Origin of the sequence: Geobacillus thermodenitrificans subsp. thermodenitrificans DSM 465 (assembly GCF_000496575.1) — a bacterium.
In the GTDB taxonomy this organism is placed as follows: Bacteria; Bacillota; Bacilli; order Bacillales; family Anoxybacillaceae; genus Geobacillus; species Geobacillus thermodenitrificans.
The window spans coordinates 78,108-92,667 of record NZ_AYKT01000012.1; the positions used below are offsets into that span (position 1 = coordinate 78,108).

A 14,560-nucleotide genomic window follows, 5' to 3' on the forward strand; every position below is an offset into this window, starting at 1 on the left:
AATGAACTGCAAGATATCAAGTTTCTGCTTTAACCGAAAGCAAAACAATCCGGCGCGGCGCCCTATGGAACGGGCGGCCGACGCCGGAAAAATAGCTGCTATCTAAGATAACGAACAAGTAGGCACATCGATCTGGACAAAAGCAAAGTTACCAATTGACGTGAAGCTCGAGCGTATGCAAACAATCAGCCAACTGCCGTTTAATCTCCGCCAACGCTTCTTCCGTCTTCGCTTCAGCGCGCAAGACAAGAATCGGTTGCGTGTTCGAAGGACGCACCAATCCCCAGCCTTCACGGAATTGAATACGAGCACCGTCGACATCGACGACCGGATAACGGCTGGCAAACCGTTTTTTCACAGCGTCGATGGCCATCGGTTTTTTCTCCTCTGGGCAGGTGACACGCGTTTCCGGCGTCGCCACATAATACGGCACATCAGCAAACCACTCAGAGAGCGGGCGCTTGTCATGCGACAAGAGGCGAAGCAGCCGTCCCGCAGCGTACAAGGCGTCATCGTAACCATAAAATTCATCATTGAAGAATAAGTGCCCGGACATCTCGCCGGCAAACGGAATGGCCGGTCGGCGGCGCAACGTCGCTTTTACGTGTGAATGACCGGTACGGTGGAAAAACGGCCGGCCGCCGAGCCGCTCAATTTCTTCTACGAGCGCTTGCGAACATTTTACCTCAACCGGCGCCTCAGCTCCCGGATGGCGCTTGAGAATATCACGCCAGAACAATACCATCAGTTGGTCGCCCCAGCGGATCGTGCCCGTTTCATCCACGATACCGATCCGGTCGCCGTCACCGTCAAATGCGATGCCTAGATCCGCCTGCTCCTTGCGCACCGTTTTGATCAAATCAGCTAAGTTTTCCGGCACAACCGGGTCAGGATGGTGATTCGGGAACGTCGGATCGGATTCACAATAGAGCGGGATGACATCACAGCCCCATTCTTTGAGCACTTTTGGCGCAATGATCGACGGGGTGCCGTTGCCGCAGTCGACAACGACTTTCAGCTGACGTGGACCGAGCTGAATTTTCTCCTTCAACATCTTGATATATGCCGGGACCAGGTCAAGCGTTTCCTCACGCCCCCGCGTCACTTCGGGTTGTGCCTGTTGTTGGCTTAGCCGCTCCATCGCCTTTCGCAGCGCTTGAATGCGTTCGCCATAAATCGTTGTTTTTCCCATGGCGATTTTAAATCCGTTCTCATCGCCTGGGTTGTGGCTTGCGGTAACGATCATGCCACATGAAATGTCCGTGTTGTATAAGCTGTAGTAAAACATCGGTGTCGTCGAAAGCCCAATATCGATGACATCACAGCCGCCATCAAGCAACCCGTTTTTCAACGATCGATGCAGCGCCGGCGACGACAGGCGGTTGTCATGGGCAACAACCGCCTTCCGTTCACCCTCATTTTGCATCATTTCAGCAAAGGCCCGTCCAAGCCAATAAGCAAACGACTCATCAAGTTCCTCGCCGGCACGCCCGCGAATGTCATACTCTTTAAATACGTGTGTTGGCCATGCGAACGGTTTCGTTATCGACGTATTCATCGAAAACCACCTCCACCGAAATCGATTGAGCGATTGCTGCTGTTAATAAGTATGATAGTGTTGACTCCGCCCCTCGATTTGGGTTCGGACCGTTCGGACCAAGCCCGTCGCAACAACTACCGTCGCTTCGATCGGCTAACGGAACGTTGCCATCATTTTTCCCGTAAAACCAAGCGAGACAGCGGCGGACAACGTCGCGATACCGCTCGTCCTCCGTTGCCCAATATGCTTCGCGCGCCGCTAAAGCAAGCTTCATCACATCAATCGGCTGCTGATCCCAGTCAGCGCGGTAGCGGCGGCTGCACCAGCCGCGGTTGCCGACCGGACGGATCGTTCCCTCCGGTCCGCTCATCATTTCTATTAAAAAGGCAAGGCTTTCTTCCGCTACCTCCCTCACCTCTTGCCTCGGTGCGCGCCGATACGCCGTCCAAAGTGCCCACGGCAGCACGCCATTCCCATAGGTCAGCTCCGGCTCATACCAACGCCAACCATCGTCTGTGTGCGTCCAATACGCCTCAAGCAACCGCCGCTCAAATCGTCCGGCCAGCGTCGCTAATTCTTCCTTGTCGACACCGGGTGGGCTTGCTTTCTCAAGCAAGAGGCCGCAAGCTGCCAACCCCCAGGCGATGCCGCGCAGCGAGTGAAGCTTCCACGCCGCCGGCATCCCCCGCCGCAACATATCTGCAGCTGCCTCGCACCGAGCTGGATCATTCAACTGAATATACGCCGACGCCACCGCCCAAAACGACCGCCCGAGGCAGTCGTCTGACGGCGTCTCTTCTTCTTTCGTCCGATCGAAGAAAAAATTATTATGAAATGTTCCATCGTCGTTTTGCGCCCAAAGCAGAAATGCCAAATATCGATCAAGCAAGCGATACAGACGTTTCTCCATCTCTCGATTTTTAAGCAGGGCAAGCCACTCTAAACATGCCCATATCGCACGGGCGTTATCGTCAGTCGAATAGCCCTCGCGCCGACGCGGAATGCGGCCGAGGCTATGTTCGAGCAGCCCGGTGTCGTCAGTCATGCGCTCTAGATGGTCGAACTTAATGACTGACGAAGTCAACCGCCTTCACCTCCCCGCTGTTGGCGGCGGTGCATACACGTTCAAATAAGGCGATATGCTGTTCGCCGACACGCGGCCAATGCGTGTTTGCCCCAATTTGGCGCACAATTCTCTCCCATCGCTCCAACGCCGCCTCATCGGCCAACAGCTGCACGAGCCGCTCTTCCCAGACAGACGTATTCCCATATGGCAACAACAGTTCTTCACAACCTTGCAACAAGTCACGTGCATGCTCATACGGTGTTGAAACAACCGGACGTCCGACGCCGACCGCATAAGCGAGTGTACCGCTTGTGATTTGTTGCATACCAGGGTATGGAGTGACATACAAATCGCACGCCGTCAAGTAATCAATCAACTCTTCCTCACTGAAATACCGATCTTCCATGCGAACATGATCGTCGAGTCCGAGCCGATGAATCAATGCTTTCAGCTCCTCACGGTACGCTTCACCTTCCCGTTTCTTCACTTCCGGATGCGTTTGGCCAGCGATGACATACAACGTTTCCGGCACCTTGCGGACGACGCCCGGCAGCGCGGTGAGCACTGATTCAATGCCTTTGCCGCGGCTGAGCAGACCGAACGTAAACATCACTTTACGGCCGTGAAATCCGAGGCGGGAGCGTAGAGATTGGCGTTCCTCGCTGCTTGGCCCCGGAGCGCCGTGCGGAATGTAGACGATTTTTTCCTCTGGGAGACCGAACGCCTTTACTAAATACCCGATAGCCTGCCGGTTCATGACGATAATTGCATCGCTTGCCGCTGCGATCTTCTCCTGAATCGGGCGATACGGCGGCTCAGGAGCAGCAAACACCGTATGGAATGTCGTTATGAGCGGTTTTTGGAGCGCCGCGATGAAATCGAGAATGTATTCACCGGCCTCGCCGCCAAAAATCCCAAATTCGTGCTGCAGGACGACCACATCAATATCACTTTCATTCACCCGTCTGGCCATCTTCTCATAAGCGGCACGATTTTGCGCTGGAAGCGGCCAATACGCAGGATTGCCGCGATAGGCGTCATCACCATCAATTTCGTTATAGAGGACAATCACCCGATCCCCCTCTACCTTTCCGCGGACGCTATCAATGCTTTGACGAAGATGTTCCGTAAACGTAGCCAATCCGCACCTACGCGGCGGATATGTACTGACGTACGCAATTCGGGTCATGCTTGCACCGCCTCCTTAAACTGATTAATAATCGAATCTTCGAATACTTCTCCAGCCGGTGTCACCGTCCGGTAGCCAAAAATGCTGTTTTGCAAACGGCTGCGATCACGAATGAGGGAACGATCCCAGACAATCGTATGCGCGCAATGGACGCGGGAGCCGATTTGACAATCGTCACCGATGACGGCATACGGGCCGATGACTGCTTGATGCCCGATTTTCACATTATGACCAATTAGTACAGGGGGTACAAACAGCACACCCGAACTAATTTTGACATTTTCACCGACAAACACGCCCGGCTGAATCTCACGCCCTTTGATCGGGAGCGGAAACTCTCGGTTCAAGGCATCCCAATGCACTTGGCGATAACGGGCCGGCGTTCCCATATCGCGCCAATATCCGCTGCTGACAATACCATAAACGCCAGTGTTTTCTTCGATTAAGCGCGGGAATGTTTCACGTTCGATCGACACTTCCTGCTCAGCCGGAATGTAGCGCATTACGTCCGGTTCCAAAATATACATACCGGCATTGATCCGGTTGGACGGCGCTTCCTCACGGCGCGGCTTCTCGATAAAACGCAAAATTTGTCCTTGGTCATCTTGTTCAACTACTCCATAGGAGGACGGATCGTCGACTTCCGTTAAAACAATCGTCGCGATGCCGCCGTGCTGTCGGTGAAAATCAAGCAGAGGAATCAATTGCGGCAAATGTACAATATCGGCGTTAAACACGAGGAATCGCTCATCAAGCCAACGTTCGGCATTTTTAATTGCCCCGGCCGTTCCAAGCGGGAATGGTTCAAGCGCGTATGTAATGTTGACGTTCCAACTCTTCCCGTCGCCGAAATAACGGCGGATCACTTCTGAACAATGGTGAGCAGCGATGACAAATTCATTGACTCCTTGATCGCGAAGATGAATAATGAGGTGCTCAAGCCACGGCCGATTTGCAATTGGGGCCATCGGTTTGGGGATGTTTTCGGTCAATGGACGAAGACGTGTACCTAATCCTCCAGCCAGCAACAATGCTTTCATTTCGTCATCCCTCCATATGATTTTTTCGCAAAAAACAGACAATCATCTTGACGGATGAACGAGAAAATGAAAGTGATTCATAGATTGCTAGCACTCAGCTGCAACGGTTGCTAGTAATAATATACATAATATTCCTTCTGTTACGCAAGCAAAATGATTGTCAGATACTGTCGATGAATAATTATTCATTGTTTACAAGTTTAAAAACTTGAAATCCCCCCTCTTTCTTTGCGGTATAATGAAGATTAGTAATGATATATATATATGTGGGGAAGGAGGAGAATACGCCATGATTTCTTCATCTTTCTATTACCGCGTCGGTATCGCCGGCGCCGGTGCGTTCGCAGAATTTCTCGCCGGTGCGCTCGCCCCGCTTCCTTCCTTTCATCTTGCCGCTGTCGCCGGGCGGACGGATGCCAAACGCCGACGTGTCCTCGACGCTTATCTTCGCCGAAAGCCAAAGTCAGATGATGTGCGCGAATATCGTGAAGCAGAAGAACTGATCGCTGACCCGCATGTCGATATTGTTATTCTTACCACTCCACCGCACTTGCACGCTCCGCTCGCCAAACAAGCGCTGGAGAAAGGAAAACATGTGTTGCTCGAAAAGCCTGGCGCCCTTGCTGCCGAGAAGCTCCACGCCAACATGGAACTTGCCAATCGCCGACAACGGGCGCTGGCCGTCAATCTCGTCTTGCGCTATCACCCGCTTGTGGAGGCCGTCAAACAACTCATCCACCATGCCCTGCTTGGGACTGTAGATTATGCGAGCCTACACAATGCGGCCCACCGCGTCGCTCAAGGCCATTGGTTTTGGGATGAACGGCAAAGCGGCGGTATTTTCATCGAGCACGGTGTCCACTTTTTCGAAGTCGGACGCCACTGGTTCGGTGAGGCGGCTGAAGCACGGGGATTCGCCTTAACGAATACGGACGGCACACGACCGCGCGTCGGAGCCACTGTCATCCACGAGCAGGGCGGTCGCCACATTCCGGTTCACTATTACCACGGCTTTACAATGGACCCAGCCGCCCCAGAATCAACGCATTGGGACATTCATACAACACGAGGGCGCATTACGCTTGACGGCTGGATTCCGATGCAGCTGTCCGTCTCCGGTCTCGTCTCGGCCGATGAAGCGGCCTGCATTGACGATCTGCTCGATGCCATTCCAAAACAACCGTCCGCTAGCGCCATCGAACAAATTGGTCAAGCAGCCAACCGGCTGTTGTCATCAACTGCACCATCAGACGCCCCGCGTATCCTGTACGAACGCACGGTTGCCCTCTCAGACCGCCACGGCTGGTACGAGGCGAGCGCTCAAGCGCGCTTTCTTGACTTTTGCCGCTTGATCGAAAATCCAAATGAGCGCGGCCTTGTCACCATGGAAGACGCCATCGCCGACATCGCTTTAGCTGAATCATGCACCGTCGCAGAAAAACTATCTCCTGCCCGCTAAGCACGGGCAACAAAACAAGCCTGTTGGGCTGCCGTGAAGGCAGCTGTCAACAGGCTTGTTCGTTTTCATTTCCCCATTAAGCTACCCGACATTTGCCTTCCTCTACTCACCGAACAGTACTCTTCACGCATTGGAAACAGGAGCCTTCTTTCGAAACAATAATAAATAGGATATCAATCATGCAAAAATATATATTTTCACCAAAACCCCTGAACCATCAACAGAACCGGACATACTAAAAAAGACATCGTTCCTTAGCCGTTATTCCCTAAAATCGTCAGCACACTCTCCTTGCTTTATATGAAACCGTATACGCACAACTACTCATCCGTTCTCGTTCCCTTACAAAATTGTAAGATGACCGTAAGCTTCCATGCATGGAAAAGCCCTATTCCATTTTCTACAATGAAGGCACAGTGAACAAATGATTGGGGGTCACAAAAATGGAACTTTTGCGAGTGGAACGCTTATATAAAGCTTACGGAACAGGAGAAAACAAAGTGGAAGCATTGAAATATGTTAATTTGTCCGTAGAAAAAGGGGAATTTGTAGCGATTGTCGGTGCATCTGGTTCCGGGAAAAGTACGTTATTGCATTTGATCGGCGGACTAGATCGACCAACAAGCGGCAATGTCTTCATCGACGGTGAAAATATTTACGATTACAACGAAGAAAAGCTGGCGATTTTTCGCAGACGGAAAATCGGATTTATTTTCCAATTCTTCAACCTTATCCCCGTATTAACTGTTGAAGAAAATATTTCGCTGCCGGCATTGATCGATCACGACAAAGTCGATAAAGCGTATTTAAATGAGCTGATTGACATATTAGGACTTTCGAATCGACGCAACCATCTCCCTTCTGAATTATCAGGCGGACAGCAACAACGCGTCGCCATCGGTCGAGCGCTGTTAAACAAACCATCCATTATACTCGCGGATGAACCAACCGGTAATCTCGACAGTAAACATTCAAAAGACATCATAGAGTTGTTAAAGTTTACAGCGAAAAAGTATAACCAAACGATCCTCTTAATTACGCACGACATTCAAATCGCCGAGATGGCCGATCGCATTGTGACCATCCAAGACGGCGAAATCATTTCCGACCAATATTTACAGCGAAGCTAACACTCTGGCCGACAAAGGAGAGAACAAGAGGATGAGGAGCTATAAGCAACTTACACGGAAGTACTTAAAAGCAAGCAAAAAAAGAACAGCACTCACCATATTAGGAATTACGTTATCTATTTCCTTAATCTCAGCGATCGGTCTGTTCCTCTTTTGGATACAGCAGGCAGAAATTGAAGAAACAAAACAAACCAAAGGCGCATACCATGTCATGTTCACAAAATTGGACAGCGATACGGTCAACAAAGTCATTCATAATCCAAACGTTTCAAGATACGGATTTTTCACCATCGGCGAAACAATGAGCATTAACGAAAAGGTGATGGTGACGGAATATATCGCCACAAACCGTGCATTAGAGCTGCTTCCGACGCATGTGAAAAAAGGCCGGCTTCCCAAGAATGAAACAGAAGCGGCTTTAGAGGAATGGTTGCTAAAACAAATCGATCCTCAGGCAACAGTTGGAAGCCGCATCACACTGCAACATAAACAATACACCGTTTCCGGCATATTAGGAAACGATGTGGAAAATCAAATAAGCAACAAAGGCATCTTATTGTCAAAAACGAACAAAATCGATGAAACGAATGCCTCTCTTCTTGTTGAAATTAGTGAAAAGGCGGACTTGGAGAAAACCGTTAACGAGCTGAAGAAGTTGTCCGACGACCGATATGTTCAACTAAACACGAAGTTGCTTATTTTGCAAGGAGCCGGCGGTGACAATGAACAGGCCATCGGACTGTATGCAGCGGTCGCCATTATCATCGGAATCGTTGTGATCTCTACGATCGCCATCATTTATAACTCGTTCCAAATTGGTATTGTTGAACGGATCAAACAATTCGGCTTATTACGAGCGATCGGGGCGACACCAAAACAAATCCGAGCTGTTGTGATAAGAGAAGCGACCTTTTTATCATTGATCGGGATCCCTCTCGGCCTCCTGTGCGGCCTTGTCGCCATTTACGGCATCTTTTTCGCATCTAAGCTGATTGCGAACGAAGCGCTGTTCGCCACACCGCCGATCATCTCTCGCAACATCTTGCTCTTGAGCGCAGCCATCGGGCTCACATCCATTTATGTCTCCGCTTGGCTTCCAGCTCGTTTCGCTGGCAGCATCTCGCCGTTAGCAGCGATCAGCAGTCGCGCGCTGATCGTAAAAGAACGAATAAAAAAGCGCAAAAACAGGTGGATCAGCAAGTGGCTCGGCTTTGAAGGTATGTTGGCAGCGAAAAATATGAAGCGAGATCGCAAACGATACCGCATTACCGTCTTTTCAATTACCATTAGCGTCATGCTCTTTATTGTGTTTAAATCATTCATGGACATGGCTTTTACGATCAGCGAACATCCCAACGAGTCGAGAAACATTCATTTCTCCATCGTAAAAGACACGCCAGAGGCGAAAGGGACGGCCGCATCCATCTCTGCTGCCCTTAGAGCATTGCCGACAGTTGATAAAGTATACGAAGCTTACGAATCACATGATTTTTATGCCATTATCGACAAAGAGAGCGAGCTGAAGGCAGTGCAACCGTTCGAAGGCATTTACCAACCGATCGATTGGCCTGACGGCGAAAAAATAATGGTAGAAGCCACGATCAACATTTATGACAGCGAATCACTCAAGGCAGCCCGTCGCTATTTGGAAGCAGGAAATATTGATGAACAACAGCTGACAAAAGAAAACGTGGTCATTGTCATTAAGAACAACGAATTTTATAATGACAAAACAAAAAAATTTTACAACGGCCCAATCGCCCATCTGCAACCGGGGGATGAAATCTATCTAGAAAAAGATGTTGGCCAACGCGCGCCCGTTTCCTATAAAGATGCGATGCAAAAAGTGAAAGTGGCCGCCGTTGTCGAGGACGATCCGTTTCACTTTCGCAGCAGCAATCCAAGCAGATTAAAACTAATCACAACAAAGACAGTCGCGGAGCGTTTGCTGTCGCAACAAAAACTGCAACCGGTGCAATGGAATATTAAACTGAAAACGGCAGAGAGTGAAAAGGAGGCAGAAAAACAAATCGAAGCGGTGATTCGTCCCTACCCTTCTGTCATGCTCATCAACCATATCGATACAAACCGAAAAGCGAAGTCAAGCATTCTTATGCTGCAAATATTAGTGTACGGTTTTATCATCGTCGTCTCTTTCATTGGCAGCGTCAACATTATCAACACCTTAACGACCAATATCCTTTTACGAAAAAGAGAGCTCGCTTCCTTGCAAGCGATCGGCTTAACGAACAAAGGATTAAAGAAAATGATTGTGCTTGAAGGCGTGATGTACGGAACGATGGGGACACTGTACGGTTCGATCATTGGATGCGGCCTGTCCTATCTCATGTACATGTTTTTCATTGACGTGAAACAATTTTCATGGCAACCTCCGTGGACAGCGATGCTCATCGCTGGAGCGGCCGCTGTTGTGATCGCTTATTTATCCGTATTGCCACCTTTGGCAAGAATGAAGAAAGAACATCTTATTGAAGCAATTCGGGAAGAGTATTAAACGAACACGGTAAGGATGCGGATCGCCATAATCCGCATCCTTTATTTTTCTAATTCGGCAAGCTATCATAAAAGGGAGGAAACGAACGGCTAGAGTACACAAAGGAGGAACACGAATGAGCAAACTACTGCTAGTCGAGGATGATGAATCGCTCGCACTCGGTATTGAATTCGCCTTGCAAGACGAGGGCTATGAAGTGTGTCGCGCTTCCACTCTCGAAGAAGGAAAAGCGCTATTTGCCTCGCAATCGTTTGATTTAATCATTTTAGACATCAATTTGCCCGATGGAAGCGGCTATGATTTATGCAAACATATTCGCGCCACAAGCGACGTGCCGATCTTGTTCTTGACCGCGCTCGATGAAGAAGTGAACATCATTCTCGGCTTGGAGCTCGGCGGGGACGATTACATCACGAAGCCGTTTGGCGTCGGCGTGTTTTTATCAAGAATTAAAGCGCTGCTCCGAAGAAGCGCAGGACATCGAGCCACGGGAATGATATTAAAAAGCGGCACCATCACCGTCGACCCGCTCGCGGCCACCGTCGAGAAAAACGGACAAAAAATCTCTCTTTCTGCTCAAGAATATAAGCTGCTGCTCACATTGATGGATCGCCCTTGCACCGTCATGAGCCGCGACGAAATCTTACGCGAACTTGCCGAAGGAACGGAAGCATTTTTCGATGAAAACACGTTAGCCGTCTATATTCGACGGCTAAGGGAAAAAATCGAAGATGACCCTAAAGAGCCTCAATATATCGTAACGCAAAGAGGCCTCGGGTACAAATGGAATAAAGAAGTGACGAGGGAGAAGATACTGTGATGAGCCGCGACTTTATGAACCCTGAACTGCGTCTTAGCTCTGGTGTGTTATTGTCATTAATGGCTTTCTTTTTCCTCGTTGCTTTCATCATGTTAAAGCTTCACCATGAGCAATTAAAAAGTGACTATATAGCCGTCTTCGGTTCCATTGCTTCACGAATTGTCGAGGAACACCCCGAACTCGAGCAAGATATCGTCCCGTTCATGACAACAGAAATCTCGCGTGAAGAAGAGGAAAAAGGAAAGGAGATCCTAGCGCAATACGGATTAACGGAGCAATTGAACGACGAATTATTTCCTTATGTCCACACGGCGATTCAAAAAAACGAGCGTGCAGTCGTGTTGTTGTTTCTATTGATGGCATTGTCGCTTTTTCTCCTTAATTACTCACAATATCGAACGCTTTACAGTCGCATTAGGCAACTTGCGCTCGCCGCAGAAAAGGTGGTGGAAGGCGACTTCAATATCATTATGAGCGAAACAAGGGAAGGTGACTTTTCAAAACTAGCGGTCGCCTTTAACGGCATGCGGAATACGATCCGGAATCAATTAGATGAACTGAAAAAGGAAAAACGGTTTTTAGCCGATTTATTGTCCGACATTTCCCATCAGCTCAAAACACCGCTCTCTTCCATGATCATCTACAATGAAATTATGTTAGGGAAACAGCTGTCGGAAGAACAGCAACGCATGTTTTTATTGCAAAACGAAAAACAACTCGAGCGAATGAAATGGCTCATTCAAAGCCTCCTCAAACTCGCAAAACTCGACGCAAAAGCATTGCAAATGGATCGCCAACAGCAAAGCTTAAACGAAACCGTTTGGCAATCGATCGACGATTTGCGTGAGCAAGCGGTCGAAGCAAATGTTCATATTCGCTTTGAAAACAGTGAAGAAGTTGAATTCAACCATGACCGTCTTTGGTTGAAAGAAGCGTTCATCAATATCATAAAAAACAGCATCGAACACACCCCACCGGGAGGGAACATCGATATCACCATCGTCTCCCATCCGCTTTATACAAGGGTGGTGATCGCCGACACGGGAGAAGGCATCAGCCAAGATGATCTCCCTCACATTTTCAAACGCTTTTACAAGGCCAAAACGTCGAAAAAACCTGACTCGATCGGCATCGGATTGGCTTTAGCGAAATCGATCATCGAAGCGCATGGCGGCATGATTGAAGCGAAGAGCGAACTCGGAAAAGGTACGACGTTTTCCATTACTTTTCTTAACTATTGACGGAAAAAGGCTGACCTTAAAGTAGCGCAAAACATCACCAACTCATACCATAAACAAATCTTCTCATGCGGAATTGTACTTCCCGCGGTCACCTCTTGCAACGGTGAAGAGTGAAGCCTTGGAGCAGTTGGCTCCAAGGCTTCATTGAATGACTGTGGGCCAATTCCGTTTTCCTTCATCGGAATCAATGCCTCGTTTGCCTATGAACAGCTCTTTGCCAACAGTGCCTCAACGGTAGGGAGATCAGCGGGCGCCCATGCCAGGGTACGAAGCTGAGAGAACGGCACCCACCGGAGCTCGGCATGCTCCCGTGCCCGCGGCTCCCCATCGATGAGGCGAGCTTCATATGTCTGCAAATGAACGATGGCGTGTTCATACTTATGGAACACATCAGCTAACAGCTTGCCGACCGAAATGGTACAGCCAAGTTCCTCACGAATTTCTCGAACTAAGGCCGCTTCCGAACTCTCTCCTTCTTCCACTTTGCCGCCTGGAAACTCCCAAACGTTCGGCAACGACATCTGCGGCCCACGCAACGCGCATAAGACGTCCCCCTGTTCATTGCAGATGGCTGCCCCGACCACGTGGATAACCCGTTTCATTGCTGACCTACCTCTCTCATCGATATACGCCATTTTAGCAAAAAACGTTTCGTTTTCCAAAATAGTGGAATTTATTCAAACATTGTGCTATAACAAATGTGGAACCTTTTTACTAGGAATTGCGTATTCCCGAATAAGAACCATCACCGACAAGGGGGAGAGTCGATTGTTCAAAAAACTGTTAAGCTCCATCGGCATTGGGGCAGCCACCGTCGATACGAAACTTGCCAAAGCGCAATACGCCCAAGGGGAAACGGTCGAAGGAGTCGTCGAGGTTCGCGGCGGCAGTGTTGAACAGCGCATTGATGAAATTTATCTCGCTTTAGTGACAACGTATATTCGCGAGATCGATGATAAGAAAGTCGAAGAAAAAGCCGTACTCGCCCGGTACCGGGTGTCCGACTCCATGACGATCCAGCCGAATGAAACCAAAACGATTCCGTTTCAATTCGCCTTGCCATATGACGTGCCAATTACGCTCGGCTCTTCAAAAGTATGGCTGCAAACCGGCCTTGACATTAAAATGGCGCTTGATCCACAAGACCGAGACTACCTCACAATCGAACCACACCCGCTCGTCGCAGCATTTCTCGAGGCCGCCCACCAGCTAGGATTCCGTCTCCGCCATGTGCAATGCGAACAAGCGCCGCGCTATTGGCAACGGCGGCTGCCGTTTGTCCAAGAGTTTGAATTTCGACCGACAAGGGGAGCATTTAGAGGGCGCCTTGACGAATTGGAAGCTGTCTTTTTTGTTTCTGAACATGGAGTGGAAACCATTTTAGAAATTGACCGCAAAGCGCGCGGATTCGCTGGATTGCTCGCCGAAGCGCTTGATATGGACGAAACGCTTGTCCGGTTTACCTATGGACCGAACGATATCGCATCATTGCCGCAACTGTTGGCCAATGTGATTCAACGCCATAGCTAAAACTAAAAAACAAAAGGGGCCATCGGCCTCTTTTGTCCCATAATGAAGCGCATCGACATCTTACCCCTATGTCCCCCTATCGCTGCTCTACAGACGAAACAGCATGGTTTCTTTCAGCGAAAATGCCAGCAGTACTTAGGTCGTCCATTGATCATGAACAATCCCAACCAATCTCCATGAGCCGCCATCTTGTTCAAAGACAAGGCGCAAGCTCTTCCAATCCATACCGTCATATTGCTCGTCAAACCCGGTAAAATGAAACTCCACAAATACTCCATCAGGATATACTTCATGAATGTTTTCTAGTGTATTCCCTTTCCCGATCACGATGTTGTTTCCAATCATATGTGGATTAGCAAAATCCACATCATAAACAAACTTCTGAAAATAATCGCTAAACGTCATCATGATGGGCTCCCCAGACCCGTCAAACGTACCAAATCGATAAATACGGTTGCTTTCCATAAGTGAAGGGAGCTCGTCTTTCGCAAACACGACATCGTTGGCGATATCGACATGGCCATACGGACTGAAACGCACCCCTTTGTCTGGATGGACGTACATCGCAAGCCGGTCCATATCCTTCGCCTTCAGCGCCTCGACAATCGCCAATGCAGCGGACAATACCTTTTTCTCGTTCATTGTTTGCCACTCTGCCGCTTTTTTGGCCAATTCTTTGTTCTGCTGTTTCAGCTGATCAATGAGCTGCGCCTGTTCTTGTATTTGCTGGTTTAGTTTGACTTTGTCGCCCGACTCGTTCACGCAACCAGAAATCAGCAATAAAAAAAGCAACCCGAATACCGACGTCTTCTTCATCACCCAGCCCCCTCTTTCGTTGAAGACAATGTTATACGATGACAACAGCAGGAAATACTGTCCCCCTTGCTCCACCTTCCATTTCCGAATGCTGAAACTAAAGCAAAAGTTTCCATTCATTTTATGTTACCTTCGCTTTTTGGTGCATACATTGGATATGAATAGATGACATATTCCTGTCTCCTGCGTGGACGCTGAAAAGAGTGTTTATTTT

Annotated in this window: 12 protein-coding genes; 6 read left to right on the forward strand and 6 right to left on the reverse strand. The window is 49.1% G+C overall.

Going from position 1 to position 14,560, the window contains the following annotated elements; genetic code table 11:
- Positions 1-148: 148 nt before the first annotated feature.
- From DSM465_RS0112660 to DSM465_RS0112675, 4 genes are read right to left on the reverse strand one after another with little or no spacing between them, the layout of a single operon-like run.
- The gene (locus DSM465_RS0112660; protein ID WP_029761495.1) at positions 149-1,558 is read right to left on the reverse strand and encodes a phosphomannomutase/phosphoglucomutase; all 1,410 of its coding nucleotides are present in this window, start codon (positions 1,556-1,558) and stop codon (positions 149-151) included.
- On the reverse strand, positions 1,509-2,624 hold the full coding sequence (locus DSM465_RS0112665; RefSeq protein ID WP_029761496.1) for a hypothetical protein: 1,116 nt from the start codon (positions 2,622-2,624) through the stop codon (positions 1,509-1,511). The genes DSM465_RS0112660 and DSM465_RS0112665 overlap by 50 nt, the downstream gene beginning before the upstream one ends.
- On the reverse strand, positions 2,605-3,795 hold the full coding sequence (locus tag DSM465_RS0112670) for a glycosyltransferase family 4 protein (RefSeq protein WP_011886733.1): 1,191 nt from the start codon (positions 3,793-3,795) through the stop codon (positions 2,605-2,607). The genes DSM465_RS0112665 and DSM465_RS0112670 overlap by 20 nt, the downstream gene beginning before the upstream one ends.
- A complete protein-coding gene (locus DSM465_RS0112675; protein ID WP_008881256.1) occupies positions 3,792-4,835 on the reverse strand; it encodes a sugar phosphate nucleotidyltransferase in 1,044 nt (347 codons plus the stop codon). The genes DSM465_RS0112670 and DSM465_RS0112675 overlap by 4 nt, the downstream gene beginning before the upstream one ends.
- Before the next feature lie 289 nt (positions 4,836-5,124).
- Between DSM465_RS0112675 and DSM465_RS0112680 the strand changes: the two genes are divergently transcribed.
- The 5 genes from DSM465_RS0112680 to DSM465_RS0112700 all read left to right on the forward strand — a co-directional run bounded on the left by DSM465_RS0112680 (position 5,125) and on the right by DSM465_RS0112700 (position 12,000).
- Complete coding sequence (locus tag DSM465_RS0112680; protein WP_029761497.1) at positions 5,125-6,294, forward strand: Gfo/Idh/MocA family protein; 1,170 nt, start codon at positions 5,125-5,127, stop codon at positions 6,292-6,294.
- Positions 6,295-6,737: 443 nt separating this feature from the next.
- On the forward strand, positions 6,738-7,424 hold the full coding sequence (locus DSM465_RS0112685) for an ABC transporter ATP-binding protein (protein ID WP_008881258.1): 687 nt from the start codon (positions 6,738-6,740) through the stop codon (positions 7,422-7,424).
- A 31-nt stretch (positions 7,425-7,455) separates the two neighbouring features.
- Positions 7,456-9,939: an ABC transporter permease gene (locus DSM465_RS0112690; protein ID WP_029761498.1), complete on the forward strand. Its 2,484-nt coding sequence runs from the start codon at positions 7,456-7,458 to the stop codon at positions 9,937-9,939.
- A 115-nt stretch (positions 9,940-10,054) separates the two neighbouring features.
- Positions 10,055-10,759, forward strand: coding sequence for a response regulator transcription factor (locus DSM465_RS0112695; RefSeq protein ID WP_008881260.1), 705 nt, complete (start codon positions 10,055-10,057; stop codon positions 10,757-10,759).
- Positions 10,759-12,000 carry a HAMP domain-containing sensor histidine kinase gene (locus tag DSM465_RS0112700; RefSeq protein ID WP_008881261.1) on the forward strand — a complete coding sequence of 414 codons (1,242 nt, stop codon included), beginning with the start codon at positions 10,759-10,761 and terminating at the stop codon, positions 11,998-12,000. The genes DSM465_RS0112695 and DSM465_RS0112700 overlap by 1 nt, the downstream gene beginning before the upstream one ends.
- A 200-nt stretch (positions 12,001-12,200) precedes the next feature.
- Here the strand turns inward: DSM465_RS0112700 and DSM465_RS0112705 are convergent, their stop codons facing one another.
- Positions 12,201-12,602: a (deoxy)nucleoside triphosphate pyrophosphohydrolase gene (locus tag DSM465_RS0112705; RefSeq protein ID WP_029761499.1), complete on the reverse strand. Its 402-nt coding sequence runs from the start codon at positions 12,600-12,602 to the stop codon at positions 12,201-12,203.
- Positions 12,603-12,768: 166 nt separating this feature from the next.
- On the opposite strand from DSM465_RS0112705, the gene DSM465_RS0112710 reads away from it, so the two are divergent.
- The gene (locus DSM465_RS0112710; protein ID WP_008881263.1) at positions 12,769-13,530 is read left to right on the forward strand and encodes a sporulation protein; all 762 of its coding nucleotides are present in this window, start codon (positions 12,769-12,771) and stop codon (positions 13,528-13,530) included.
- 135 nt (positions 13,531-13,665) lie between these two features.
- On the opposite strand, the gene DSM465_RS0112715 is transcribed toward DSM465_RS0112710, so the two are convergent.
- On the reverse strand, positions 13,666-14,346 hold the full coding sequence (locus tag DSM465_RS0112715; RefSeq protein ID WP_230459247.1) for a YebO family protein: 681 nt from the start codon (positions 14,344-14,346) through the stop codon (positions 13,666-13,668).
- Between the last annotated feature and the right edge of the window lie 214 nt (positions 14,347-14,560).